Here is a 24759-nt window from a genome sequence, read left to right as displayed (position 1 = left end):
CGGCCGCGTGCGCCTGGCAGGATCGGTCGTCGTGCGGATCCTCCTCCTCGGCTCCGGCGCCCGAGAGCACGCGATCGCGCGTGCGCTCGTCGCCGAGCAGCACGACGTCGTCGTCGCTCCCGGGAACGCGGGCATCGCCCGGCTCGCCGAGGTCCTCGCGGTCGACGCGGCCGACCCCTCGGCCGCGACCGAGCTGGCCCTGCGGACCGGGGCGGAGCTCGTGGTGATCGGCCCCGAGGCGCCGCTCGTCGCCGGCGTCGCCGACGCGCTGCGGGCCCAGGGCGTGCCCGTCTTCGGCCCCGACGCGGACGCGGCGCGCATCGAGGGCAGCAAGGGCTTCGCGAAGCGGATCATGGCCGCCGCCGGGGTGCCCACCGGTCGCGCGATCGACGTGCTCACCGCCGACGCCCTCGACGCCGCGCTCGACGAGCTCGGCGCCCCCTACGTCGTGAAGGCGGACGGGCTCGCGGCGGGCAAGGGCGTGCTGGTCACGGAGGACCGCGCCGCGGCGCGGGAGCACGCCCTGCACTGGCTGACCGGCGGCCCGGTCCTGCTCGAGGAGTTCCTCTCCGGCCGCGAGGTGTCCCTCTTCTTCGTCTGCGACGGGACGCGCGCCCTGCCGCTCAGCCCCGCCCAGGACTTCAAGCGGCTCGGCGACGGCGACGCCGGCCCGAACACGGGCGGCATGGGCGCCTACTCGCCGCTGCCCTGGCTGGACGCGGCCTTCGGCGGCGAGGCGGCCTTCGTCGAGCTGGTGCGGAGCCGGGTCGCCGAGCCGGTGCTCGCGCAGCTGGCGGAGGAGGGCACCCCCTTCGTCGGCCTGCTGTACTGCGGGCTGATCGTGGACGGGGCCGACGTGCGGGTCATCGAGTTCAACGCGCGCTTCGGCGACCCGGAGACGCAGGTGGTGCTGCCGAGGCTCGCCACCCCGCTCGGGTCCCTGCTGCGGGACGCGGCGCTCGGCGTGCTGCAGGAGGCGGACGCTCCCGCCTTCACCGCCGACGCGGCGGTCGGCGTCGTCGTGGCGAGCGCCGGCTACCCCGGCGACCCGGTGCTCGGCGCCCGGGTCGAGGGGGCAGAGGCGGCCGAGGCGCTCCCCGGCGTCCACGTCGACCACGCCGCCACCGCCGAGGGGCCGGACGGCGGCCTGATCGCCTCGGGGGGACGGGTGCTCACCGTCGTGGGCACCGGGCCCTCGGTCGCGGCGGCGCGCGCCAGCGCCTACGACGGCGTCGCGGCCCTCGGCCTCGAGGGCGGGCAGCACCGCGCGGACATCGCGGCGGGCGTCGCGTGAGCGCCGCGATCGCGGGCTTCGCGCACCTCGCCTCGGGCAAGGTGCGCGACCTGTACGCGCCGGAGGGCCGAGACGACGCGCTGCTGCTCGTCGCGAGCGACCGCGTCAGCGCCTACGACGTCGTGCTGCCGACGCCGATCCCCGGGAAGGGCGCGATGCTCACCGCGCTGACGCGCTGGTGGCTCGCCCGCTTCCCCGACGTCCCGAACGCCCTGCTCGACGACGAGTCGAGCGTGCCGGACGCGGTGCGGGACCGCTCGATGCTGGTGCGACGGCTCGACATGCACCCCGTGGAATGCGTCGTCCGCGGCGTCGTCACCGGCAGCGGGTACGCGGAGTACGTCGAGCGCGGCTCCATCAGCGGGGTGCGGCTGCCGCAGGGGCTGCAGGAGGGCGACCTGCTCCCGGAGCCGATCTTCACCCCCGCCTTCAAGGCCGCGCAGGGCGACCACGACGAGAACATCGCCTTCGACCGCGTGGTCGAGCTGGTCGGCGGGCCCGCCGCGGAGGCGCTCCGCGCGACCTCGCTCGACGTCTTCCGGCGGGCGGCGGAGGTCGCGGGTGCGCGCGGCCTGCTGCTCGCCGACACCAAGCTCGAGTTCGGCGCCGCCGGGGACGGCGGCATCGTCCTGGCGGACGAGGTGCTCACGAGCGACTCCAGCCGCTACTGGGACGCGGACGCCTACGCCGAGGGGCGACGGGGCGTCAGCTTCGACAAGCAGATCGTGCGCGACTGGCTGCGCGCGCACTGGGACGGCACCGGCGCCCCGCCCCGGCTGCCCGACGAGGTCGTGGCGCGCACCGCGGACCGCTACCGCGAGCTGCTCGACCGGCTGGCCGCCGCCGACTGACGGCGCGGAACGGGCGTGCGGCCTCTCGGTAGACTCGCGGAGTGCCGGTGATCGTCGTCGAGGTCATGCCCAAGGCCGAGCTGCTGGACCCGCAGGGGAAGGCCGTCGCGGGCGCCCTCGCGCGCCTCGGCCGCGAGGGCTGGCCGGGCGTGCGGGTCGGCAAGCGCTTCGAGCTGACGGTCGAGGGCCCGGTCACCGAGGCGCGGCTCGCCGAGGCGCGGGAGATCGCCGAGACCCTGCTCGCGAACCTCGTGATCGAGGACGTGGTGTCGGTGCGCGAGGCCGAGCCGGTCGAGGTGCCGGCGTGACGCGCGTCGGCGTCGTCACCTTCCCCGGCTCCCTCGACGACGGCGACGCCCGCCGCGCGGTCCGCCTCGCGGGCGCCGAGCCCGTGCGGCTCTGGCACGGCGACCACGACCTGCACGGCGTCGACGCGGTCGTGCTGCCCGGCGGCTTCAGCTACGGCGACTACCTGCGCTGCGGCGCCATCGCGGCGATCTCCCCGATCATGACCGAGGTGGTCGACGCGGCGCGCCGCGGGGTGCCGGTGCTCGGGATCTGCAACGGCTTCCAGATGCTCACCGAGGCCCGGCTGCTGCCGGGCGGGCTGGTCCGCAACGACCACGGCGCCTTCGTCTGCCGCGACCAGCGCCTGCGCGTCGAGCAGACGTCGACCGCCTGGTCGAACGCGTTCGAGCCCGGCGAGGAGGTCGTGATCCCGCTGAAGAACGGCGAGGGCGGCTACGTCGCGGACGCCGAGACCCTGCTGATGCTCGAGGACACCGGCCGGGTCGTCTTCCGCTACGTCGACGTGAACCCGAACGGGTCGCTGAACGCGATCGCGGGTGTCGCGAACGAGGCCGGGAACGTCGTGGGTCTGATGCCGCACCCGGAGCACGCGGTCGAGCCGGGCTTCGGCCCCGACACCGCCGCGGCCATGCGCTCCGGCACCGACGGGCTCCGGATCTTCACGAGCGCCCTGCAGGCGGTCCTCGCCGCCTGACCCGGAGCGGGCGGTCCCGCCCGAGCTCATCGGTCGAACTCGCCCGAGGCCTCCCGCTCGACCATCGCGAGCCGGTCGCCGATCTCCGCCTCCTCGTCCAGCTGCGCCAGCAGCTCGGCGTCGTCCGCGATCGTCGTCACGTCCTCCTTCAGCCCGCCGTCCGCGTCGAACCGCGGCGTGAGCCACTGGTCCCAGCGCTCGACCACGCCGAGCCCGACGAGTCCGGCCGCCACCCGCGCCAGCTCCTCCGCGTACCGCGGCACCACGATCCACGACGCCTCGACAGGGGTGAGGCTCCGGCGCAGGGCCGCGGCGTAGGCGGCGCGGCCGAGCCCGCGCACCTCGCGGGCGACGGCCGTGCTGGTGAGGCCGCCGGAGCGGACCCCGATGAACGCCGTCTCGCACGAGCAGCCGCTGCCGCGCTCGTCGCCGCACCGCTCCTCGACGGGCCGCACCGGCTCGCCCTCCACGCAGCCCCGCCACAGATCGCGCCCCCGCCGCCCCTGCGACTCGCGCGTCGCCACCAGCACCTGCATCGCCGTCTCCCTCCGTCGAGACGGACCGTAGGCACCGGGCGGCGCACCGCGCGGACCGAACAGGCGCCGATGCGGTCATCACCGCGAGTCGGCGCCTGGGGAGGAGCGGATCAGGCCGAGTAGGCGCCCGCCGCGATGTCCTCGAGCAGCGTCGGGCCGGTCGGCGCCCAGCCGAGCAGCGCTCGGGTCGCTGCGCTCGAGGCGCGCAGGTCCATCGCGAGGAACCCGCCGAGGAAGCCGAAGTGGGCTGCTGCGTCCTCGGGGTCGATCGAGCGCACAGGCACGTCCAGCGTGCGCCCGATCGCCTCGGCGATCTCGCGGACGGGCACGCCCTCCTCCGCCACCGCGTGGAGGCGGGAGCCTGCGGGCGCCCCCTCGACGCCGAGCCGCACGAGCCGGGCCGCGTCGGAGCGGTGCACGGCCGACCAGGCCTGCGCCCCGTCGCCGACGTAGGCGGACACCCCGGTGCGCCTCGCGGTCGCGGCGACGACGGAGACGAAGCCGTGGTCCCGCATCCCGTGCACGGTCGGCGCGAAGCGGAGCGCGATCGCGTGGAGCCCCTCCGTCCCGAGCGCGAGCCGCTCGGTGCCGCCCCGCGGCGAGTCGGGCCCGACCGCGCGGGAGTCGTCGGTCTCGACCGCCGCGCGCCCCTGCGCGAGCCCGGCGACGCCGCTCGCCAGCGCGAAGGGCCGGTCCGACCCGCGGAGCACCCCCGCGAGCGTCTCGACCGCGGCCCGCTCGGCGCGGTTCGACTCCTCCGGGTGCGCCCAGTCGTGCTTGTTCGCCAGGTGGACGACCGCCTCGGCGGCCTCCGCGCCGCGCCGCAGCGCGTCGAGGTCGTCGAGGTCGCCGCGCAGCGGGGTCGCGCCCTTCGCGACGAGCTCGGCCTCGGCCGCGTCCGAGCGCACCAGTCCCACGACCTCGTGCCCCGCGTGCAGCAGCTCGTCCACCGTCGCCGAGCCGATCCAGCCGGTCGCGCCCGTCACGAACACCTTCATGCCGTCCTCCTCATGTCAGATACTGACGTCACCGTAGCATCCGATGTCAGCGACTGACGCGATAGGCTCCGGAGCATGGCCCGCTGGGAGGGCGGCGCGGCCGAGCGCCTGCAGCTGGCCGCGCTGCGGCTGTTCGGCGAACGCGGCTTCGACGGCGTCACCGTGGCGGAGATCGCGGCGGAGGCGGGCCTGACGGAACGCACGTTCTTCCGCCACTTCGGGGACAAGCGGGAGGTGCTCTTCCGCGGCCAGGAGGCGTTCGAGCGCGCCTTCCTCGAGCCGCTCGAGACCGCCGAGGGCGACGCGATGACCGCCGTGGCGAGGGCGATCGACGTCGCAGCGGCGTACTTCACCGACGACCGGCGGCCGTGGTCGCGCGGACGTCAGGCCGTGATCGACGCGGAGCCGCGGCTCCAGGAGCGCGAGCTGCTGAAGCTCTCGCTCCTGGCCGAGGCGATGGCGGCGACGCTCCGCGACCGGGGGGTCGATCCGGCGGAGGCGCTGCTCGCGGCGGAGAACGGCGTGACGGTGTTCCGGCTCGCCTTCGCCCGCTGGATCGAGGAGGGCGAGACCCGCTCGCTCGCCGACCTGCAGCAGGAGGCGTTCGGCCGCCTGCACGCCATGCTGCGCTCCTGAGGTCGGGGCCGGCGCGGTCAGGCCTGCGGAGGCGGCCCGTAGCGGATGACGATGAGCACCTCGCAGGGGGTCTCGAGCGCGCGGTAGGTGTGCGGCAGCGACCCGTCGAAGGTCAGGCTCCCGCCCGTCGCGGCGACCGCGGGCGACCCCTCCGGCCCCGCCTCGAGGCGGCCGGCGAGCACCGTGAGCACCTCGACGACCCCGGGGCCGTGCGCGGGCGAGCGCTGGAGCCGCCGCCCGACCGTGCCGCGGTACAGCTCGAAGAGCGCGTCGGAGCGCCAGCGGTCGATCAGGCGCGCGTGCACGGCGGCGCCGCGGGCGGGCTCCGGGTCGTCGCCGACGAGCCGGCCGAGCGGTACCCCGAGCGCCGTGCTCAGCGCCCACAGGGTCTCGAGGCGCGCCGGCCGCAGCCCGCGCTCCAGCTCGGAGAGCGACCCCTTGCCGACGCCCGCGCGGCGGGCCACCTCGGAGAGCGACAGCCCCGCGTCCTGCCGCGCCGCCTGGAGCCGCTGCCCGACGCCCGCGCCGCGGTCCTCCGGATCGCCCACCGTCCGACCCTAGTGTTCCGCGACGGAACGCTAGGGTCGTTCCGTGACGGAACGCTCGGGCGCGGTGCAGCCGGTGGTCGCCGGGCTCGTCAGCACCCTCGTCGGCTTCTCCTCCACCTTCGCCGTCGTCCTCGCGGGGCTGCGAGCGGTCGGAGCGACCGCGGAGCAGGCCGCCTCGGGCCTCTCGGCGCTCTGCCTCGCGATCGCCGTCGGCTCGATCGGCTTCGCGCTCGTCACCCGCCGCCCGGTCGCCCTCGCCTGGTCGACGCCGGGCGCCGCGCTGCTCGTGACCGCCGGCGCTCCGGGCGGCGGGTTCGGGGCGGCGGTCGGCGCCTTCGTCGTGACGGGGCTGATGCTCGCCGTCACGGGGCTGGTGCCCCGGCTCGGCGCGCTCGTCCGGCTCATCCCGTCGGCGGTCGCCAACGCGATGCTCGCGGGCGTCCTGCTCGGGCTGTGCGTGCGGCCGTTCGTCGCCCTGCCGGACGACCCGATCGGCATCGGCGCGATGCTGCTCGCCTGGATCGTGCTGCAGCGGCTCGCGCCGCGCTGGGCCGTGCCCGGCGCGCTCGCCGCCGGCCTCGCGGTGCTGGTCGTCGGCGGCCCGACGAGCCCGATCGCCCTCCCCGCGCCGCTGCCCCGCCTGCTGCCCGTCGCACCGGTGCTCGACGTGCAGGCGGTGCTCGGGATCGCCGTGCCGCTGTACCTGGTGACGATGACCGCGCAGAACCTGCCGGGCGCCGCGGTGCTGCGCGCGCTCGGCTGGGAGGCGCCCTGGCGACCGGCCCTGCTCGCGACCGGCGGCGCCACCGCGCTCGGCGCCCTCGCCGGCGCCCACGCGGTGAACCTCGCCGCGATCACCGCGACCCTCACCGCGGGGCCGGACGCCGGGGCCGACCGCACGCGCCGCTGGATCGCCGTCCTCGCCTCCGGCACCGGCTACCTCCTCCTCGGCGCCCTCACCCCGCTCGTCGTCGCCGTCGCGAGCGCGGCCCCGCCCGGCCTGCTCGCCGCGTTCGCCGGCATCGCGCTGCTCGGTCCGCTCGCCGGCGCCCTCGCCCGTGCGCTCGAGGACGAGCGGGATCGCCTCGCGGGCGCGGTCGCCCTCGTCGTCGCGGCGTCGGGCGTCGTGCTCGGCGGGATCGGCAGCGCCTTCTGGGCGCTGACCGCGGGCAGCGCCGTCGTGCTCCTGAGCAGGCTCCGCGCTCCGCGTCGGAGCGGGACGGAGCAGACGCTGCCGGCGTCGCCGCCCGCCCGCCGCCCCTGAGGCGTCACGGAGCCGCGCCAGCCACCGCACCGCTCCTCCCCAGGCCCGGTCCCGTCCACCGCTGCCCGATCCGCCCTCCGCGGCGCACCTCGCCGGGCGCAGGCTCGCCGGCATGGACCGAGACACCCCCTGGGACACGGACCGCGCGGTGCTGGACGCCGCCGGCACCCTGCTGGAATCCGCCCTGCGGCGTCAGACGTGGCTGTTCCCGCTGGACGACGAGCACCGCGCCCTCGCCGCGGTCGCGATCGACGAGATGCCGGTCGACCCCGACCCCGAGGACGTCGCGCGCCTCTCCCGGATGCTCGGGCAGCTGGTCGACGAGACCGGCGCGACGGCCGTCGTGGTCGCCTGGGAGCGGCCGGGCGGCGCCGAGCTGCGGATGCAGGAGGCCGACTGGGTCGCCGCGCTCGCGTCGACCGACGCACCGGTGCGGGCCCAGCTGCTCGTGCACGACGAGGGCGTCCGGCTGCTCGACCCCGCCTTCGAGGCCCTCGTGGTGCGGTGACGGCCGCATCCCCCGGCGCCCGGCGCGGCCCGTAGGCTCGACGACCGTGACGAGCGAGGCGCCCGCGGTCCACGTCGATTCGGTCGAGCACGCCGCGGCGACACCCGACCGGGAGCAGCCCTACGCGGCGCTCGGCCTGAGCGACGACGAGTACGCGCGCATCCGCGAGATCCTCGGCCGACGACCGACGAGCGGCGAGCTCGCGATGTACTCCGTCATGTGGAGCGAGCACTGCTCCTACAAGTCCAGCAAGCGGCACCTCCGCCGCTTCGGCGACAAGGTCGACGAGACGATGCGCGCTCACATGATGGTCGGGATGGGCCAGAACGCCGGGGTCGTCGACATCGGGCGGGGCTGGGCGGTCACCTTCAAGGTCGAGAGCCACAACCACCCGTCGTACATCGAGCCGTTCCAGGGCGCCGCGACCGGCGTCGGCGGCATCGTGCGCGACATCATCTCGATGGGCGCCCGGCCCGTCGCCGTGATGGACCAGCTGCGGTTCGGCGACCTCGACGAGGCGGACACGCTGCGCGTCGTCCACGGCGTCGTCGCCGGCATCGCCCACTACGGCAACTGCCTCGGCCTGCCGAACATCGGCGGCGAGACCGTGTTCGACGCCGTCTACCAGGGCAACCCGCTCGTGAACGCGCTCGCGGTCGGGGTGCTGCGGCACGAGGACCTGCACCTCGCGAACGCCACCGGCGCCGGCAACAAGGTCGTCCTCTTCGGGGCCCGCACGGGCGGCGACGGCATCGGCGGCGCCTCCATCCTCGCCTCCGACACGTTCGGCGCCGCCGGCCCGACGAAGCGCCCCGCCGTGCAGGTCGGCGACCCGTTCGCGGAGAAGGTGCTGATCGAGTGCTGCCTCGAGCTCTTCGCCGGCGGCCTGGTCGAGGCGATCCAGGACCTGGGCGCGGCCGGCATCAGCTGCGCCACCAGCGAGCTCGCGGCGAACGGCGACGGCGGCATGCGCGTCGACCTGGACTCGGTGCTGCTGCGCGACCCGACGCTGACGGCCGAGGAGATCCTCATGTCCGAGAGCCAGGAGCGGATGATGGCGGTCGTCGCTCCCGACAGGCTCGACGCGTTCCTCGAGGTCGTGCGCCGGTGGGACGTCGAGTCGAGCGTGCTCGGCGAGGTCACCGGCACGGGACGGCTCGAGATCCGCTGGCGCGGCGAGCTGATCGTCGACGTCGATCCGACGACGGTCGCGGTCGACGGCCCGGTCTACGACCGGCCCTACGCCCGGCCGGCCTGGCAGGACGGACTGCAGGCGGACACCGCCGCGTCGCTGCCCCGCTCCGACGACGGGGCCGTGCTGCGCGAGCAGGCGCTCGCGCTCGCCGCGAGCCCGTCGCTCGCCTCCCCGGGCTGGATCACCGACCAGTACGACCGCTACGTGCTCGGCAACACCGCGCTGTCCTTCCCGGACGACGGCGGCATGATCCGCGTCGACGAGGAGTCGGGGCTCGGCGTCGCGATCGCCACCGACGCGAACGGCCGCTACTGCCTGCTCGACCCGCGGGAGGGCGCGAAGCTCGCGCTCGCCGAGGCGTACCGCAACGTCGCGTCGACCGGCGCGGTGCCGCTCGCGGTCACCGACTGCCTGAACTTCGGCGCGCCGACGAACCCCGACGTGATGTGGCAGCTGGTCGAGGCGATCGACGGCCTGTCCGACGCGTGCCTCGCCCTGCAGGTGCCGGTCACGGGCGGCAACGTCTCCCTGTACAACCAGACCGGTGACACCGCGATCCACCCGACGCCGGTCGTCGGGGTGCTCGGCGTGATCGACGACGTCGCGAAGCGGGTGCCGTCCGGCTGGCAGGACGACGGGCTCAACCTGTACCTGCTGGGGACGACCGCGCTCGAGCTGGACGGGTCCGCCTGGGCGTCGGTCGTCCACGACCACCTCGGCGGGCGCCCGCCGGCGGTGCGGCTCGAGGCGGAGCGCGCGCTCGCCGGGCTGCTCGCGGCCGCGGCCGACCAGCAGCTGCTGTCCGCGGCGCACGACCTGTCGGAGGGCGGCCTGGCCCAGACCCTGGCGGAGGGCGCGCTGCGCTTCGGCGTCGGCGCCCGCGTCTGGCTGGACGACCTGCTGGCCCGCGACGGCGTCGACGCCGCGACCGCGCTGTTCAGCGAGTCGCAGGCGCGGGTGCTGGTGGCGGTGCCGCGGGAGGAGGACGTGCGCTTCACCGGGCTCTGCGCCGGCCGCGGGGTCCCCGCGCTGCGCATCGGCGTCACGGACGCCGAGAGCGGCGCGGTCGAGGTGCAGGACCGGTACTCGATCACGCTGGACAAGCTCCGCACCGCGGCCGAGAACACCCTGCCTGCGCGACTGGGATCGCGCGTCGGGCGCTGACCCCGGGCCGCACGCGACTGGCGGCGGCCGGTCACGCCGGCCACCGCCCCTCGAGCACCTGCTCGACCCGCGCCAGCTCGCGCTCGAGCTCGGCGTCCTCCGTCGCGGGCAGGCCGGCGTCCCGCACCGTCTGCCGCGTCCGCACCACCTGCTGCCGGACCGAGGCGGCAGCGTCGGCGTCGGGCACGCACCAGGCCACCTCCTGCAGCAGCCGCGCGATCCGCCCCAGCACGTCCGGGCTGTCGGCGCCGAAGCGGCGCGGCTGCGCGATCGCGTCGTCGAGCAGGTCGTGGAAGCCCGGGCGCCGCAGGACCACCCGGACGGCGTCGTGCTCGTCGCGGAGCAGTCGCGGGCCGAGCTCGTGGCGCAACGCGTGGCAGAGCGCCCCGGACAGGTGACCGAGCGCGTGGACGGCGGTGGTGGGGTCGTTGATGCCGGGCGACAGCGCCTTGTCCGCGACGTCGGCCAGCTGGCGCAGGCCGAACGCCACGTCCTGCGCGGCGGTCCGCTCCGGGCCGATCTGCAGCGCGGCGAGCACCCGCGTCCGCAGCCGGTCGAGCGCCTCGCCGGTCGGCGGGTCGCCCCTCGACGCCCAGCACCGCCCGACCGGCGTGCCCGCCACCACCGAGTCCCCGGGCTGCGCCTCGACGAGGACCACGGCCGAGGCGTCGGCCGCCGCCTGGAGCAGGGCGTCCTCGTCGGCGCTCGCGAGCACCCCGGTGCGGGGCGCGATCAGCAGGGCGGCGTCGTGCGGCGGGCGCGGCGGCGCCGGCGGGCTGTCGGGCGCGGATCCGCGACGGTCGAGCGAGCGGTCGATCGTGGTCTCGGTCTCCTTCCGCACGCGCTCGAGGATCATCTCCACCCGGATCTGCGACGACAGGTGGGCGAGGAACAGCACGATGCAGACGACGGCCGCGAGGGTGGCGAGCACCGTGAGCGTGACGCCGAGCTCGGGGACGAACAGCCCGCCGGCGTCCCCGTCGTTCCGGATCGTCCGCATCACCACGAGCGTGTAGGCGAACGTGCCGAGGAACACCGCGAGGACCGCGTGCACGAACCGGTCGCGGGAGAACGTCCTGAGCAGCCGAGGCGAGAACTGGCTGCTCGCCAGCTGCAGCGTCACGACCGTCAGGGAGAAGGTGAGCGAGGTCACCGTGATCAGCGAGCCCGCGACCGCGCTCAGCACCGTCCTGGCCGCGTCCGGACCACCGCTGAACAGGACGGTCCGCAGCACCGTCGGCATGCGGTCGTCGAGCGCCTCGTCCAGCAGCGGCACCGCGACCCCGAGCAGCACCGCGACGACCAGGCCGATCACCGGCAGCGGCCACAGACGGGTCTGGAAGCCCTCTCGCACGACGGCGCGGCGCCCGCCCGACCCGCCGGCGCCCACGTCAGCGGCCGGCGATCGGTGCAGGGGAGGGGGCGGGGGCGGTCGTGCGCATCCGGCGACCCTGGCACGTCGATGCGGAGGCCTGTGCGGCCGCTCAGCGCTTTGCCGGGGTCGCCCGCCCCGGGCCGCCGCCGGCCGCCGTACGCTGAGGCTCCCGCGGCGGAAGGGGACGCATGACCGCTTCCGTGAGCGCGTCGGCGCCGCTGCGCCGCGCAGTCGCCGTCGCGGGACGCGGGCTCCGCGCGGTGCTCGAGCAGGCGCGCCTGCTGCGCATCGACCGGGTGCTCAGGGGCGCCGCGCTCGTGACCGCGGTGGTGCTGGTGCTGGTGGAGGCCGCGCTCGGATCCGCCGTCCACGGGATCGCGGTGCCGCTCGCGTTCCTCCTCGCCGTCGCGCACTCGGCCGCGCTGCCGCTCGCGACGCGGGTGCCCAACGTCGCGGCGCCGCTCGGCCTCGCGGCCGCCCTCGCGCTGCAGGCGCTGTCGGCGCCCGCAGCCGGGATCTGGCCGTGGTGGCCCGCGATGATGGTGACCCACACGCTGGTGCTCGCCGCGGTCGCCGCGCGCGCCCGGCTGCTCGTGCCGCTGCTGCACTGGGTGCTGGCGCTCGGCGCCTCCGCCGCGCTCGCCGCCGTGCTGCGGCCCGGGGACCCGGTCGTCCCGGTCGTCCTGACCGTCTTCGGGGCGGTGTCCGCCGGGGCGATCGTCGTGGCGCTGCTGCTCGCGCAGTGGCGCCGGGTGCGCTCGGAGCTGCTGCACGAGCGCCGGATGGTCGCGGAGGAGGCGGAGCGGCGGCTGCTGGCCGAGGAGCGCGCCCGCATCGCCCGCGAGCTGCATGACGTCGTCGCGCACGGGCTGTCCCTGATCGCGGTGCAGACCTCGACGGCGCGGTTCCGGCACGCCGACCTCGGCGACGCGGCCATCGACGAGCTCGACCGCATCGGGGCGCAGTCGCGCCAGGCGCTCGACGAGATGCGCGGGCTGCTGCGGGTCCTGCGCGGCACCGACGAGGCCGACCTCCGCCCGCAGCCGGGGCTCGACGACCTGCCGGCGCTCGTCGCTCAGGCGGGCGGGGCGGGACCCGGCGTCGTGCTCGAGACCCCGGACGGCGACTGGGCGGCGGGCATCGGCCCCGTCACGGCCCTCGCCGCGTACCGGATCGTGCAGGAGGCGATCAGCAACGCGCTGCGGCACGCGTCCGGCGCCCCGGTCCGGGTGACGCTCGACCGCACCGAGCACGCGCTCCGACTCGCGGTCGTGAACGCGGCCGGCGCCGCGACCGCCGGACCGATCCGCCCCGGGCACGGCCTCGTGGGGATGGCGGAGCGCGCGGCGAGCGCCGGCGGCACCGTGCGGTTCGGACCCGAGGACGACGGGGGCTACGCCGTCCGCGCCGTGCTGCCGCTGCGCGCCGGGAGGACGGCATGACGATCCGCGTGCTCATCGCCGACGACCAGGCGATGGTCCGGGCCGGCTTCGCGGCGCTGCTGGGCGCGCAGGAGGGGCTCGAGGTCGTCGGGCAGGCCGCGGACGGCGCCGAGGCGCTGCGGCTGGCCGAGGCGACCGCTCCGGACGTCGTGCTCATGGACGTGCGGATGCCCGTGCTCGACGGGCTCGAGGCGACCCGGGCGCTGCTGGCCCCGGACCGGCCGGAGCCGCGCCCGAGGGTGGTCGTGCTCACCACCTTCGACGTCGACGACTACGTGCTCGAGGCGCTGCGCGCGGGCGCGAGCGGCTTCCTGCTGAAGGACGCGCTGCCGGACGAGCTGGTGGAGGCCGTGCGCGTGGTGGCGCGCGGCGACGCCCTCCTCGCCCCCAGCGTGACGCGGCGGCTGATCGAGCGGTTCGCGGCTCGGCCCGCCGGGCAGACCTCCATGGCCGAGCTGGACGGGCTGACGGACCGGGAGCGGGAGGTGCTGCGCGAGGTCGCGCGCGGCCGCAGCAACCGCGAGATCGCCGGGGCGCTCTTCATCGCCGAGCAGACGGTGAAGACGCACGTCAGCCGCGTGCTCGGCAAGCTCGGCCTCCGCGACCGCGCGCAGGCGGTCGTCGTCGCCTACGAGTCGGGCCTGGTCGTCCCCGGGGAGTGACCGGGAAGCGGCCGGAGCGCGACCGGCGGCCACCCCCTACCCCCGTACTACGGGCAGGACGGTTCCGGGGAGGGACGCGGTCGCGCGGCCCCGTCCGTAGCGTCGCCACCATGAGCACCACCGCCCCTCCCGCCGTCCGCACGACCCGGCCCCGCCGCGTCGCGCCCGGCGGCGCGCAGGCCGCGCACGCGAGCGAGTACGCGGAGCTGTCGCGCCGGATCAAGGCGGCCGGGCTGCTCGAGCGGCGGTACGGCCCGTACCTCGTGCGCTCGCTGCTGATCGTGCTCGCCCTCGGCGCCGGCATCGCCGCCGTCGTGCTGCTCGGGCACTCGTGGTGGCAGCTCGCCGTCGCCGTCTGGTTCGGCGCGGTCTTCGCGCAGGCGGGCTTCCTCGCCCACGACGGCGCGCACCGCCAGGTCTTCGCCTCGGGGAGGGCCAACGAGTGGTTCTCCCGCGTCGTCGCCAACCTGGTCGTCGGCCTCGGCTACGGCTGGTGGATGCACAAGCACACCCGCCACCACGGCAACCCGAACACCCTCGGCAAGGACACGGACATGGACCCGAACCTGATCGTGTTCACGCCCGAGGACGCCGCCTCGCGTCGCGGCCCGGCCGCGTTCCTGATGCGGCACCAGGGGTGGTTCTTCCTGCCCGCGATGACGCTCACCGGCCTGGACCTCCACGCGAAGACGCTGCGCATGGTCCTCGGACGCGGCGAGGTCAAGCAGCGCCCCGCGGAGATCGCCTTCCTCGCCGTCCGCCTGATCGGCTTCCCGCTGCTGCTCGTGCTCGCCGCCGGCCCGGTGATCGGGCTCAGCGCGCTCGTCGTGCAGCTGCTCGCCTTCGGCTTCCTGATGGGCGGCGCGTTCGCGCCGAACCACATCGGCATGCCGCTGATCGACCACGCGCAGCGCGTCGACTACCTGCGTCGCCAGGTGCTCACCTCCCGCAACATCAATGGCGGTCGCCTCGTCGACATCGCCATGGGCGGGCTCAACCACCAGATCGAGCACCACCTGTTCCCGAGCATGCCGAGCGCGAACCTGCGCCGCGGCCGGGCGATGATCCGCGACTACTGCGCCGAGATCGGCGTCCCCTACCTGGAGCGCACGCTCCCGGTCGCGATGCGCGACGTGATCAGGTCGGTGCACCGCGTGGGCATCCGGCACGCGGACCCGTTCGACTGCCCGGCGGCCGCGGCCCTGCGCCTGGCCTGACCCGTCCGGTCCCGCCGCCCAGCCTCGGCGCGCACACTGCCGGGGTGCAGCAGCGGACGGCGGAGGGGCCCGAGCTGCGGCGGCTGCGGGAGGACCTGTACCGGCCGTCGCCGCCGGCGGGCGCGGTCGAGCGGTACACCGCCCTGCTCGAGCGGACGGCACCGGCGGCGGCTGCGACGCGGGACGACCCGCCCGCCCGGTCCGCGCGTCGCCGGCGACGGGCGCTCGCTCCCGCGGCGCTCGGGCTCGCCGCCCTGGTGGCGGTCGGTGCCGCGGCCACCGCCTCCGCAGCCGTGGACCGGGCCGAGCAGCCCCGCGACCTCGCGCAGCCGCTCGTCACGGGCGGCCCCTACGCGGTCGCCGACCGGGACGCGATCAGCCGCCTGGCCACGCCCGGTCGGACCGACGTGCGGCTGGTCGTCCGCGCGGTGCAGGGCAGCGATCTGCCGCAGCTCGACGTGTGGGACGGCCGGCGCCCGATCGCCTGGCTCCAGCAGGGGTCGGGGCCGTTCGCCCGGCGCTACGCCCCGGCCCGCGAGGCGTCCACCGCGGCGCGGCCGCTCAGCATCGTCGTGCAGTGCGCGGGCACCGGCCGCTACCGCTGGACGCTGCGGGGATCGACGCCGGAGCGCCCGGCCGTCCACGTGCTCGCCACCGCCACGGCGCGGTGCGGCCCGACCCCGACGGTCGCGACCGTCCAGCGGGCCCGCGGGGCCGAGGTGCGCGGGTTCGACCTCGCGATCGGGGACGACGTCCGGTGGGGCATGGCCCTCGTCGTGGCCCTCGACGAGTGAGCCGTCAGCGCGCGAGCGCGGCGACGACCGCCTCCATCCACTCCACGACGACGGGCCGCGTGAAGCCCTGCACCCAGGCGTCGGCGAGCACGAGCAGCGCGATCAGGTTCACCGTGACGGTGAGGCGGCCGGTCGGTGCCGCGGGGATAAGGCCGATCGCGGCGAGCGCCATGATCAGGTACAGGGTGCCGGCCGCGGAGTACGGCACGAGGCCGAGCAGGTAGGCGCCGATCACGGCGCTGTAGAGCAGCAGCAGCAGCGGCACGGCCTGCGGGCGGCCGGTGATGAGCGCCATCGCCCAGGCGCCGCCGAGCGAGGCGAGCCAGAGCCAGCCGAGCGGGGTCGTGAACATCTGCTCGAAGATCGCGAGGCGCGCCCCGTCGATGCTCGCGATGCCCCGGACGACCCGCAACGGGTCGCCGGCGAAGATCCACTCGAGCAGCATCACCCCGCCGAACGCGCACATCGTCGGGAACAGGACGACGAGGGTGTTCGCGAAGGTGCGGCCGACCCGGTACCCGCTGCGCATCGAGAGCAGCGGGGCGGCGAGCGCCGCGGCGAGCACGTAGACGATGCCGCTCGCGTCGGAGAGCGCGGCGAGCATCAGCGTGATGCCGGCGATGAAGCCGCTCTGCGTGTCCCGCTCGTCGGTGAAGCGGACGAGGTCGGCGAACCCGAGGCCGAACAGCCCGAGGCCGAGGAACACCTGCAGGCTCTGCGTCGCGGCGTAGCCGTAGAGCGGGTTCGCCGCGAGGGCGAGCACCAGCACCGCCATCGACGTCGCCGAGAACCCGCGCCGGTGCATCTGCTCCAGCAGCATGTGCAGCAGGACGCCGGCCGCGAGGGCGCCGACGACGGACAGCCCGAGCGACCCGCCCGGCGCGGCCGCCGCGATCACGGTCGTGATCGGCGGGTACAGGCTCCCCACCCAGGCCGGATCGAAGCGGTCCCAGGGCAGGGCGAGCGAGCGCGTCAGCAGCAGGGCGTTCGGCGTGTCCGCGACCCCGCCGCCCAGCTCCCCCAGCACGGCGACGACGAGGAACGGCGCCGACAGCAGGACGCGGGCGAGCATCCTGGCCGCCGGGTCCCGCGGCCAGCGGGCGTGGCGCGACCGGGCGCGCGGCGTGTGGAGCTCGTGGATCCGGCCCTGGAACGTCGGCAGCGGATCCCGGACCGGCGCGTCAAGCGACATGGGTCGTCAGTCCGTGCGCGGTCTTCTCCCAGTAGTGCGGCCGCGTCACCAGCTGCCAGAGGGCCTTGTAGGAGGCGATCGAGTGCAGCACCCAGTAGACGGGGTTGAGCAGCGACCAGAGCACGAGGTTGAAGTTGCCGCGCTTGTACGGCCCCATCATCGACAGGTAGATCATCAGGGAGTTCCCGAGGACGAAGTTGAGCAGGCACAGCCAAAGCACCCACGCGGGGAACAGCCCCGCCGTGATCGACGCCGGCATGAGGAGCACGGCGCCGGTGACGAGGTAGCTGGGCAGCACCCCGAGGAACACCGCGGGGGTGCCGCCGATGAGCAGGGCGAAGGCGAGGAAGCGGCGCAGCCCGATCCGGGCGATCAGCTCGAGCGGCTGCCTCGCGTGCACGAGCGTCGTCTGCATGTAGCCCTTGATCCAGCGGCTCCGCTGCCGCACGAAGTTCGGGATCGACGTGTTCGCCTCCTCCATCGTGGTGGAGTTGATGACGCCGACCCGGTACCCCATCGCCGAGGCGCGCACGCCGAGGTCCGCGTCCTCCGTGACGTTGAAGGGGTCCCAGCCGCCGAGACGACGCAGCGCGTCGGTGCGGAAGTGGTTCGACGTGCCGCCGAGCGGGATCGGCAGGTCGGAGGCGTCGAGGCCGGCCAGCATGTAGTCGAACCAGTAGCTGTACTCGAGCGTGAACATGCGGGTGAGCGCGTTCTCGGTCGCGTTGAAGTAGTTGAGCGCGGCCTGCACGCAGACGAGGTCGTCGCCGCCGCGCCGGAAGGCGACGAGCGCCTTCTTCAGCTGGTCGGGGTCGGGCGTGTCCTCGGCGTCGTAGATCACGAGGTACTCGCCGGTCGCGAGCGAGAGGCCGACGTTGCAGGCGCGCGGCTTCGTCTGCGGCGCCCCGGCCGGCACGGTCACGATCCGGAAGTGCTCGGGCGGGGACGCCGCCTCGATCGCGGCGCGGGTCTCGTCGTCCTCCTCCTCGACGAGCACCAGCACCTCGAGCCGCGACGCCGGCCAGTCGAGGCCGCCGAGGTTCTCGACCAGCTGGGCCACGATGTTCGCCTCTCGGAACACGGGGACCAGCACCGTGTAGACGGGCAGGCCCGCGTCGTCCAGCGCTGCGACCTCCTCCGCCGTCACCTGCTCGACGACGTCGAAGCGCGCACCGCGCATCGCGACGATCAGCTTGAAGCCGGTGGCGGCCAGGAAGACGGCGCTGCCGATGCCGAGCGCGAGCGCCGCGGCGGGCCGCGGGAACAGCACGACGAGCGGCACGACGACCGCGAGCGCCGCCCACAGCGCGGTCCGCTGGCCGCGCGACAGCACGATCCGGGCGCTCACGACGGGCTGCTCCCGCCACAGCCGGTTCGCCGCGGCGTCGGCCACCTCGCCGTCGAAGACCGCGAGCACGTGCTCCCGCAGGGCCCACGGCGCGAGCGCGACCAGCTGCACGGGCGCGCCGAGGCGCGCGGCGAGGCCGTCGAGCACGTGGTGCCCGGGCGGCAGGCTCGTGCCGACGAGGACGCGGCCCGGCAGGCGCTCGAGCGGCATCCAGCCCTCGGCGAGGTACGTCTCGAGGCTGCCGGTGCGCAGGAGGTCGTGGTCGATGCTGAGGGAGCCGGGGTCGAGCACCGGGAAGCCGACCGGTCCGACGGGGGCGACGCCGCCCAGCCGACCGCCGCCGGGAACGAGGATCTCCCGCAGCCCGCCCACGGCGACGGCTCGGCCCTGCATCGTCATGAGGTGATCGAACGCCGGATCGTGCACGCGTTGCAGCCCCCGATGCGGTGATGCCCCTCCCGGGGGCGCGCGAGCGGGGGCCCCGTCAGCGCCGTGCCAGCCGGAGCAGCGACCCTGCAGCACGTGACGGACGTGGAGGTGGTCGTCGTGCACCGCGCGCGGGCGACGCTGCGGGTCGGCGACCTGTTCCTGAAGGTGGACCCGGACGACGCGGGCATCGATCGCGAGGTCGCGGCCATGGCGCTCGCGCCGGTGCCCGTGCCCCGCATCGCCTGGCGCCGCTCCCCGGTCCTCGCGCTGACCGCGGTGCCGGGCACCGCGCTCGGTCGCCTGGGAGCGCCCTCGCCCGCGTCCGACGCGGCCTGGCGGGCGACGGGTGCGGCGGTCCGGGCGCTGCACGACGCGCCGCTGCCCGCGTGGTCCGGCGCCACCCGAGCCGAGACCGCGGCCCGGCTGGACGCGGAGTGCGCCGCCCTGGTCGAGGAGCGCGTCCTGCCGGCCGCGCTGGTCGCGGCGAACCGCGAGCGCGCCGCCGCGGCGCTGCGCGCCTGGCGGCCGGTCTTCGCCCACGGGGACCTGCAGCTCGAGCACGTCTTCGTCGAGGGCGACCGCGTCACCGGGGTCATCGACTGGTCGGGCGCGGGGGTCGGCGACGCGAACGCCGACCTCGCCGTGCTCACCCTCGGCCACGAGGAGCGCCTGGCCTCGGTCCTCGAGGGCTACGGCGGCGCCGACGCAGACGTCGTCCGCGCGTGGTGGTCGCTGCGCTCGCTGATCGCCGTCCGGTGGCTGCTCGCGCACGGCTTCGACCCGTTCATGCCCGGGGCCGAGGTCGACGTCCTCAAGGCGCAGGCCTGACGTCCGGCGAGGTCAGCCGCGACGGGCGCGCAGCCCGACCCGGTCCATCCACGTCACGATCACGGTGTGCGGCGTGGTCAGCGCGGCGATGAGCACGAGGTAGGTGCCGAGCCCGGCGTCGTGGAGCACGAGCGCGAGGCCCGCCAGCAGCAGGACCGCGGCGAGCGTCACCGGCCAGGCGTCGCGCATGAACCGCCCGAACGGCGCGAGCAGCCGCCCCCGAGCCAGCCCCTCCGCCCCGCCGGGCTCGAGGAGCTCCAGCCGGACGATGTGGCGGACCGCGTGCCAGAACGTGAAGTACAGGCCGACGGCGAGCACGGGCGGGACGGCGGCGAAGAAGAGGGCGAGCACCGCGATCTCCGCGGCTGCGGCGCGGACGGGGCCCCCGACCCGCCGACGGACGAGCAGGTGCGCGACGACGAGCAGCAGGAGCGCGGCGGCGAGGCCGACCCGGAGGGCGGGAGCGACCGAGCCGGGGCCGCCGCTCGCGGGGTCGATGAGCCGCGTCGTCCCCGACACGACGCCGAGGTAGTCGGCCGGGTGCGCGACGAGCGGGACGAGCATGGGCAGGGCTCCCCGGACCGCCACCGTGAGCGCGCCGTCGAGGCGGGAGGCGCGGGCGCCGCGCAGGGCGCGGTCCACCCAGAGGTCGCCCTGGCCCCAGTGGAACCAGGTGACGCCGATGAACACGATGAACGCGGGCAGCGGCGCCAGGGCCCAGAGCAGCGCGGTCGCGCCGCCGAGCACGGCGTAGAGCAGCACGACGGTGGCGATCGAGCGGGCGACGCCGATGCGGCGGTCGAGCCGCGCGGGCACGAGGTGGTCGAGCGCACCGTGCGGCAGCCCGAACAGCAGCACGCTCGCGGCGAAGGGCACGGCCTGCACGGCCGGCGGCACGACGACGCCCGCCGCGTCGAGCACGACGAAGCCGGCGGCCACGGCGAGGAAGACCGCGGTGGTCGGGGCGAGCAGCCCGCGCTCCAGCGTGCCGGGCAGCGTCGGCCTGGTGCGGGGGGCGAGCGCCGCGGTCACGAGCGGTGGAGCACGCGCTCGCGGGCGGTCGCGGCCGCGGCGCGCAGGAACGGGACCTTCGGCAGCGCGAGCACCATCCGCAGGTCGTCGACGGGGCTCGAGCGCTCCGTGAGGAAGCGGACGGTGAGCGGCCCGGGCAGCTTCGCGAACATGGCGACGAAGACGTCGCCGGCGAGCTCAGGCCGGTCGCGGAGGAAGCGCAGGAACACCGCGTCGAGCAGCCGCGTGCGCGGGCGGTCCCGCGGGGTCGCCGGCGCCTCGCCGCGCGCGATCGCCGCCGCGGCGTCGCGGGCGGCGCGCTGGATCCGGGTGTAGGCGTAGCCGCTGCTCGGCCGCGTCAGGCCGGCGCGCACGCCGAACAGCGGTGCGCCGTCGACCTGCGGCGGAGGCGGCGCGTCGGTCATCGGGATCGACCCGGCCTCCTCGCCCTCCACGGTCCACTCCCCCGCCTCGAGCCCCCAGCGCTCGTGCACGTACGCGTCGACGCGGTCGCGGAGCCCGAGGGGCCGTCGGCGGTCGCGGGCGAAGACGGTGCACTCCACGAGCGCGAGGTCGGGGGCGACCGGCAGCACGTAGAAGAAGCGCACGTCCTCGCCGGGCGCGGTGCGGTCGAAGTCCATCAGCGTGACGACGCCGTCGTCGAAGACGGGCCGGGCGGTGCGGACCCACCGGCCGACGAAGCGCTGGTGCAGCACGGTCCTGCCCGGCGGGACGGGCGCTGCCGGCAGCGGCCCGCGCGCGTCGACCACGAGCGGGTCGCCGTGCCTCAAGTGCTCGGGCACGTCCTCGACGCGCACCCCCGTGCGCAGCGCACCGGCGGAGGCCGCGGCGAGGCGGGCCGCGGCTGCGGCGCGGTAGTCGTGCGCCCGCACGAGGCGGTAGGGGTGCGCGGGGTCGGCGGCGACGACGGCGGCGCCTCCCGCGCGGACCTCCCAGCGGTCCCAGGCGCGGGTCGACGCCTCGGGCAGCAGCGACTCGCCCGTGTCCCAGTGGCACCAGGTGCGGCCGTCGCGACCGGGCGGGCGCTCGTCGGCCACGACGACCGGCACGCCGCGCTCCGCGAGCGCGACCCCGAGGGCGAGCCCCGCGCAGCCGCCGCCGACGACCACGGTGGTCGCGGCGTCGGCTGCGAGGTCGATGGCGCGCCGCCGCACGCGGCCCGTGTCGACGGGCTGCGTGCGGCGGACCGGCCGGGACGTCCGGACCAGGTCGGGTCGTCCCGGCCGGCGGCTCATGCCCGGCGGCCGCGGGCGCCCGTGGCGCCCGTCCCGACCGTGGTCGCCGCGGTCGGCGGCAGGACCGCCGCCGACTCCTTGGCGCCCGAGATGTAGATGGACTCGTCGTGCACGTCCTCGCCCGCGTCGACGTCCTCCGCGGTGCGCTGCAGCGCGATCTTGTGGATCAGCGCGCCGAAGCCGACCTTCGCGATGATGTCGGCGACGGACAGGATCACCTGCGCCGCGACGGTGAGCCCGCCGCTGACCGCGAGGCCCTGCAGGCCGAACACGATCGGGTAGGCGAACCAGATCACCATCAGCAGCACGGCCGCGAGCAGGTAGGTCCGCGACACCGGCGCCGAGAGGTTGCGGCGCGCGAGCACGATCATCGTGATGATGACGACGTAGAGGATCACCATGAAGATCCCGCTGATGACGCCCCAGATGGCGAGCGCGGGCACGCTGCCGCCGTTGTCGATCGCGACGCCGCCGATGAAGCCGGTGAAGATCATCAGCCAGGCGCTCGCCATGGCGATCGTGCGGAACTTCGTCGCGGCCGCGCCGACCAGGCTGGAGACGACCACGAGCTGCACCATCAGCAGCGGCACCGTGATCGACCAGTCCATGTAGCGGGGCGCCCAGGACCAGATGGCGTCCTTCGTCGGCGTCCACATCGCCCCGGTCCCGTCGGCGCTGCCGCCGCTCTGAGTGTAGCCGAGGTCGAACTTGATCGTCAGCACGACGTAGGAGAGGAACGCGACGCCGGTGACGCCGAGGCTCGCGAACATGGCGGGCCGGTACTTGGTGCCGACCTCCTTCATCCCGGTCCAGGTGCGCACGAACTGCGCCAGCAGCGCGAGCCCCGCGATGACGAGGAAGTAGTAGATCACCACCCGCTGGCCCTGATCGAGCGAGGCCGCCCAGAACGGTCCCTGAACAATTTGTTGCATGGAGTCAACCTTTCCACCGGTCTCCGACCGGCCGCTGAGAACGCACCCCGAAGAACTCGAAGTACCGCTGGGTACGGTCTGCGCATGGGCCGACCACAACCGGCGGACACGAAACCACCCGCCGGGGGGATGAACATCACCCGCAGGGGTGAGAGGGTCGGGCTGTGAGCGGACACTCAGGGAGGCGCGGCCCGATCCGCGTGGCGCTGATCGACGACTACGAGGTCGTCCTCGCCGGCCTCGGCCGCATGCTCGAGCGGTACGCCGACCGTGTCGAGATCGTCGAGATCGGCGTGCACGCGCGCGTCGACGAACCCGTGGACGTCGCGCTGCTCGACGCCTTCGCGCAGCGCGAGCCCGAGGCGCACGCGGTCGCCCGCATGGTCGACAACCCCATGAACCATCACGTCGCGGTGTACACGTGGGACATGCGGCAGCAGCAGATCGACGCCTCGCTCGAGGCCGGCGCCCGCGGCTACCTGGCGAAGAGCCTCGCCGCGTCCGAGCTGGTCGACGCCCTGCAGCAGATCGCCGCAGGCGAGCTCGTCGTCGGCAGGTCCGAGACGCGCCGGACGAGGGCGGACGGCCTCGACTGGCCGGGACGCGCCGAGGGCGTGACGGACCGCGAGTCCGAGATCCTCGCCTTCATCGCGCAGGGCCTCTCGAACGCCGATATCGCCGAACTCGTGCACCTGAGCCCGAACACCGTCAAGACCCACATCCGCGCGGCCTACCGCAAGATCGGGGTCTCGAACCGGGTCGAAGCGGTCATCTGGGGCGCCCGGCACGGCTTCCGGCCCGACCACCGCAGCGTCGACCACTGGCTGGAGCAGTCGCCGACCTGACCCTCAGCGGTGATCGTCCGCCAGGCGCTCGTGGTGGTGGATGACCTCCGCGACGATGAAGGCGAGGAACGCCTCCGCGAAGGCGGGGTCGAGGTGGGCGTCCTCCGCGAGGGCCCGCAGCCGCGCGACCTGCTGCCGCTCCCGGTCCGGGTCCGCGGCCGGCAGACCCGCCGCGGCCTTCAGCCGCCCGACCTGCTGCGTGAACTTGAAGCGCTCGGCGAGCAGGTGCACCAGCGCGGCGTCGATGTTGTCGATGCTGCCGCGCAGCGCGGTCAGCTCGCCCAGCACCTCGGCGCCCTCGGCGGTCGCGGCGACGTCCGTCATGCCTCGACCCTACGGGGGTCTCGCGGATCCGCATCTCTTCGCTGACACGCCGCGGATCGATCTGGCAAGGCGGCGTGTCGATCCGGAACTGCGGATCCGCGAAGGAACTGCGGATCCGCGAGGGACGCGATCAGGGCAGGGGCGGGACGCCGGAGCCCTCCTGCGCGGCCAGCCAGGCGACCGCCTCGCGCGCGGCGTCGAGCGACGTGTGGCGCGGCGCGTAGCCGAGGTGCTCCCGCGCCGCGTCGATCGACATCGAGTGGCTGCGGGCCACGTGCTCACGGGTCGCGTCGCCGTGCCCGCCGTAGGCCGCGACGACCGCGTCGAGGTCGGCGTGCTCCAGCACCGCCTCCCTCCCCCACCAGGCCGCGGCGGCCTCCGCGTAGCCGCGCAGCGTCAGCGCCCGCGCCGACACCACGTGGAACGCCCGGCCGTCCGCGTCGGGGCGCTCGGCCGCCAGCTGGAACGCCTGCGCCACGTCGTCGGCGTGCACGTGGTGCAGCGTCTCGAGGCCCTGCCCCGGCAGCAGCACCGGCTCCCCCGTCGCGAGGCGACGCCACACCTCGGGGTCGAGGTTGCCCGCCGGCGTGATGACGCCCCAGCCCGGGCCGCTGATGTGCCCGGGGTGGAGCACCTGGGCGCCGACGCCGTCGGGCCGGCCCGCCTCGGCGAGCACCAGGTCCTCGATCGCCTTCTTGCCGACGCCGTAGTCGCCCCAGGCGTCGCGGTCCTCGTGCTCGAGCGCCGGGACTGCGGTCGTCGTGCCGTGCACCCAGATCGTGCCGCACATCAGCAGGCGCGCACCGGTGCCGCGGATCGCGTCGAGCAGCTGCCGCGCCGACTCCTCGGTGAAGCAGACCATGTCGATCACGACGTCGGCGCCGAGATCCGCGACGCGCCGCCCGAAGACGCCGTCCGCGTCCTCCGCGTCCCGGTTGACCGCGAGCCGCTCCACGCGCTCCCACGCCGGGTCCTCCCGGTACGGCTCCCGCCGCCCCCGGCTGATCGCGACCACGTCGTGCCCCGCCTCGACCAGCCGCGGCACCAGGTACCCGCCGACGTGCCCCGTCGCCCCGATGATCACGATGCGCATGCGACCACTCTCAC

General features: G+C 75.5%; 25 protein-coding genes. 14 read left to right on the top strand and 11 right to left on the bottom strand.

The window, feature by feature from the left end; translation table 11 throughout:
• The first annotated feature begins 31 nt into the window (after positions 1–31).
• The 4 genes from purD to purQ are packed head-to-tail and all read left to right on the top strand — an operon-like array spanning position 32 to position 3148.
• A complete protein-coding gene (gene purD / locus ACFSBI_RS03645) occupies positions 32–1294 on the top strand; it encodes a phosphoribosylamine--glycine ligase (protein WP_377932130.1) in 1263 nt (420 codons plus the stop codon).
• Positions 1291–2145 carry a phosphoribosylaminoimidazolesuccinocarboxamide synthase gene (locus ACFSBI_RS03640; RefSeq protein WP_377932128.1) on the top strand — a complete coding sequence of 285 codons (855 nt, stop codon included), beginning with the start codon at positions 1291–1293 and terminating at the stop codon, positions 2143–2145. Before purD ends, ACFSBI_RS03640 begins: the two co-directional genes overlap by 4 nt.
• A 41-nt stretch (positions 2146–2186) precedes the next feature.
• Complete coding sequence (gene purS / locus ACFSBI_RS03635; RefSeq protein ID WP_377932126.1) at positions 2187–2453, top strand: phosphoribosylformylglycinamidine synthase subunit PurS; 267 nt, start codon at positions 2187–2189, stop codon at positions 2451–2453.
• Positions 2450–3148, top strand: a complete 699-nt coding sequence (gene purQ, locus ACFSBI_RS03630; RefSeq protein WP_377932124.1) for a phosphoribosylformylglycinamidine synthase subunit PurQ — start codon at positions 2450–2452, stop codon at positions 3146–3148. The genes purS and purQ overlap by 4 nt, the downstream gene beginning before the upstream one ends.
• A 26-nt stretch (positions 3149–3174) precedes the next feature.
• On the opposite strand, the gene ACFSBI_RS03625 is transcribed toward purQ, so the two are convergent.
• Together ACFSBI_RS03625 and ACFSBI_RS03620 are read right to left on the bottom strand one after the other, a co-directional pair.
• The gene (locus ACFSBI_RS03625) at positions 3175–3684 is read right to left on the bottom strand and encodes a DUF7715 family protein (RefSeq protein ID WP_377932122.1); all 510 of its coding nucleotides are present in this window, start codon (positions 3682–3684) and stop codon (positions 3175–3177) included.
• A 110-nt stretch (positions 3685–3794) separates the two neighbouring features.
• A complete protein-coding gene (locus tag ACFSBI_RS03620) occupies positions 3795–4682 on the bottom strand; it encodes an SDR family oxidoreductase (protein WP_377932120.1) in 888 nt (295 codons plus the stop codon).
• Between the two features lie 75 nt (positions 4683–4757).
• Between ACFSBI_RS03620 and ACFSBI_RS03615 the strand changes: the two genes are divergently transcribed.
• The gene (locus ACFSBI_RS03615; RefSeq protein WP_377932118.1) at positions 4758–5318 is read left to right on the top strand and encodes a TetR family transcriptional regulator; all 561 of its coding nucleotides are present in this window, start codon (positions 4758–4760) and stop codon (positions 5316–5318) included.
• A gap of 17 nt (positions 5319–5335) precedes the next feature.
• Here the strand turns inward: ACFSBI_RS03615 and ACFSBI_RS03610 are convergent, their stop codons facing one another.
• Positions 5336–5866: a helix-turn-helix domain-containing protein gene (locus tag ACFSBI_RS03610; RefSeq protein ID WP_377932116.1), complete on the bottom strand. Its 531-nt coding sequence runs from the start codon at positions 5864–5866 to the stop codon at positions 5336–5338.
• Positions 5867–5909: 43 nt separating this feature from the next.
• Here ACFSBI_RS03610 and ACFSBI_RS03605 point away from each other — a divergent pair, with 43 nt between their 5' ends.
• From ACFSBI_RS03605 to purL, 3 genes are all read left to right on the top strand, one after another.
• Complete coding sequence (locus tag ACFSBI_RS03605) at positions 5910–7130, top strand: benzoate/H(+) symporter BenE family transporter (RefSeq protein ID WP_377932114.1); 1221 nt, start codon at positions 5910–5912, stop codon at positions 7128–7130.
• 112 nt (positions 7131–7242) lie between these two features.
• Positions 7243–7638 carry a hypothetical protein gene (locus ACFSBI_RS03600; RefSeq protein ID WP_377932112.1) on the top strand — a complete coding sequence of 132 codons (396 nt, stop codon included), beginning with the start codon at positions 7243–7245 and terminating at the stop codon, positions 7636–7638.
• A 46-nt stretch (positions 7639–7684) separates the two neighbouring features.
• Positions 7685–9997 carry a phosphoribosylformylglycinamidine synthase subunit PurL gene (purL, locus tag ACFSBI_RS03595; protein ID WP_377932110.1) on the top strand — a complete coding sequence of 771 codons (2313 nt, stop codon included), beginning with the start codon at positions 7685–7687 and terminating at the stop codon, positions 9995–9997.
• Between the two features lie 31 nt (positions 9998–10028).
• Here the strand turns inward: purL and ACFSBI_RS03590 are convergent, their stop codons facing one another.
• Positions 10029–11387: a DUF2254 domain-containing protein gene (locus ACFSBI_RS03590; protein WP_377932108.1), complete on the bottom strand. Its 1359-nt coding sequence runs from the start codon at positions 11385–11387 to the stop codon at positions 10029–10031.
• A 173-nt stretch (positions 11388–11560) separates the two neighbouring features.
• Between ACFSBI_RS03590 and ACFSBI_RS03585 the strand changes: the two genes are divergently transcribed.
• The 4 genes from ACFSBI_RS03585 to ACFSBI_RS03570 all read left to right on the top strand — a co-directional run bounded on the left by ACFSBI_RS03585 (position 11561) and on the right by ACFSBI_RS03570 (position 15487).
• Positions 11561–12814, top strand: a complete 1254-nt coding sequence (locus ACFSBI_RS03585) for a sensor histidine kinase (protein ID WP_377932106.1) — start codon at positions 11561–11563, stop codon at positions 12812–12814.
• Complete coding sequence (locus ACFSBI_RS03580) at positions 12811–13476, top strand: response regulator (protein ID WP_377932104.1); 666 nt, start codon at positions 12811–12813, stop codon at positions 13474–13476. Before ACFSBI_RS03585 ends, ACFSBI_RS03580 begins: the two co-directional genes overlap by 4 nt.
• Before the next feature lie 110 nt (positions 13477–13586).
• Positions 13587–14693: a fatty acid desaturase family protein gene (locus tag ACFSBI_RS03575; protein WP_377932102.1), complete on the top strand. Its 1107-nt coding sequence runs from the start codon at positions 13587–13589 to the stop codon at positions 14691–14693.
• 44 nt (positions 14694–14737) lie between these two features.
• Positions 14738–15487: a hypothetical protein gene (locus tag ACFSBI_RS03570; RefSeq protein WP_377932101.1), complete on the top strand. Its 750-nt coding sequence runs from the start codon at positions 14738–14740 to the stop codon at positions 15485–15487.
• A 4-nt stretch (positions 15488–15491) separates the two neighbouring features.
• On the opposite strand, the gene ACFSBI_RS03565 is transcribed toward ACFSBI_RS03570, so the two are convergent.
• Together ACFSBI_RS03565 and ACFSBI_RS03560 are read right to left on the bottom strand one after the other, a co-directional pair.
• Positions 15492–16679, bottom strand: coding sequence for a hypothetical protein (locus ACFSBI_RS03565; RefSeq protein ID WP_377932099.1), 1188 nt, complete (start codon positions 16677–16679; stop codon positions 15492–15494).
• Positions 16669–18426, bottom strand: coding sequence for a glycosyltransferase (locus tag ACFSBI_RS03560; RefSeq protein ID WP_377932097.1), 1758 nt, complete (start codon positions 18424–18426; stop codon positions 16669–16671). The genes ACFSBI_RS03565 and ACFSBI_RS03560 overlap by 11 nt, the downstream gene beginning before the upstream one ends.
• Positions 18427–18549: 123 nt before the next feature.
• On the opposite strand from ACFSBI_RS03560, the gene ACFSBI_RS03555 reads away from it, so the two are divergent.
• Positions 18550–19284 carry an aminoglycoside phosphotransferase family protein gene (locus ACFSBI_RS03555; RefSeq protein ID WP_377932095.1) on the top strand — a complete coding sequence of 245 codons (735 nt, stop codon included), beginning with the start codon at positions 18550–18552 and terminating at the stop codon, positions 19282–19284.
• A gap of 12 nt (positions 19285–19296) precedes the next feature.
• On the opposite strand, the gene ACFSBI_RS03550 is transcribed toward ACFSBI_RS03555, so the two are convergent.
• From ACFSBI_RS03550 to ACFSBI_RS03540, 3 genes are read right to left on the bottom strand one after another with little or no spacing between them, the layout of a single operon-like run.
• On the bottom strand, positions 19297–20316 hold the full coding sequence (locus tag ACFSBI_RS03550; RefSeq protein ID WP_377932093.1) for a Brp/Blh family beta-carotene 15,15'-dioxygenase: 1020 nt from the start codon (positions 20314–20316) through the stop codon (positions 19297–19299).
• Entirely contained in the window at positions 20313–21551 is a 1239-nt protein-coding gene (locus ACFSBI_RS03545) for a lycopene cyclase family protein (RefSeq protein ID WP_377932091.1), read from the bottom strand. The genes ACFSBI_RS03550 and ACFSBI_RS03545 overlap by 4 nt, the downstream gene beginning before the upstream one ends.
• A complete protein-coding gene (locus ACFSBI_RS03540) occupies positions 21548–22483 on the bottom strand; it encodes a bacteriorhodopsin (protein ID WP_377932089.1) in 936 nt (311 codons plus the stop codon). Before ACFSBI_RS03540 ends, ACFSBI_RS03545 begins: the two co-directional genes overlap by 4 nt.
• 164 nt (positions 22484–22647) lie before the next feature.
• Here ACFSBI_RS03540 and ACFSBI_RS03535 point away from each other — a divergent pair, with 164 nt between their 5' ends.
• Positions 22648–23328 carry a response regulator transcription factor gene (locus ACFSBI_RS03535; RefSeq protein WP_377932087.1) on the top strand — a complete coding sequence of 227 codons (681 nt, stop codon included), beginning with the start codon at positions 22648–22650 and terminating at the stop codon, positions 23326–23328.
• A gap of 3 nt (positions 23329–23331) precedes the next feature.
• Here the strand turns inward: ACFSBI_RS03535 and ACFSBI_RS03530 are convergent, their stop codons facing one another.
• Both ACFSBI_RS03530 and ACFSBI_RS03525 read right to left on the bottom strand, forming a co-directional pair.
• Positions 23332–23652: a chorismate mutase gene (locus ACFSBI_RS03530; RefSeq protein ID WP_377932085.1), complete on the bottom strand. Its 321-nt coding sequence runs from the start codon at positions 23650–23652 to the stop codon at positions 23332–23334.
• Between the two features lie 130 nt (positions 23653–23782).
• Positions 23783–24745, bottom strand: a complete 963-nt coding sequence (locus tag ACFSBI_RS03525; protein WP_377932083.1) for an NAD-dependent epimerase/dehydratase family protein — start codon at positions 24743–24745, stop codon at positions 23783–23785.
• Between the last annotated feature and the right edge of the window lie 14 nt (positions 24746–24759).

It is taken from the genome of Amnibacterium endophyticum (genome assembly GCF_042680685.1).
GTDB classification, from domain to species: Bacteria; Actinomycetota; Actinomycetes; order Actinomycetales; family Microbacteriaceae; genus Amnibacterium; species Amnibacterium endophyticum.
The sequence above is the reverse complement of the archived record's forward strand: the minus strand, read 5'-3'. Positions and strand labels throughout refer to the sequence as shown.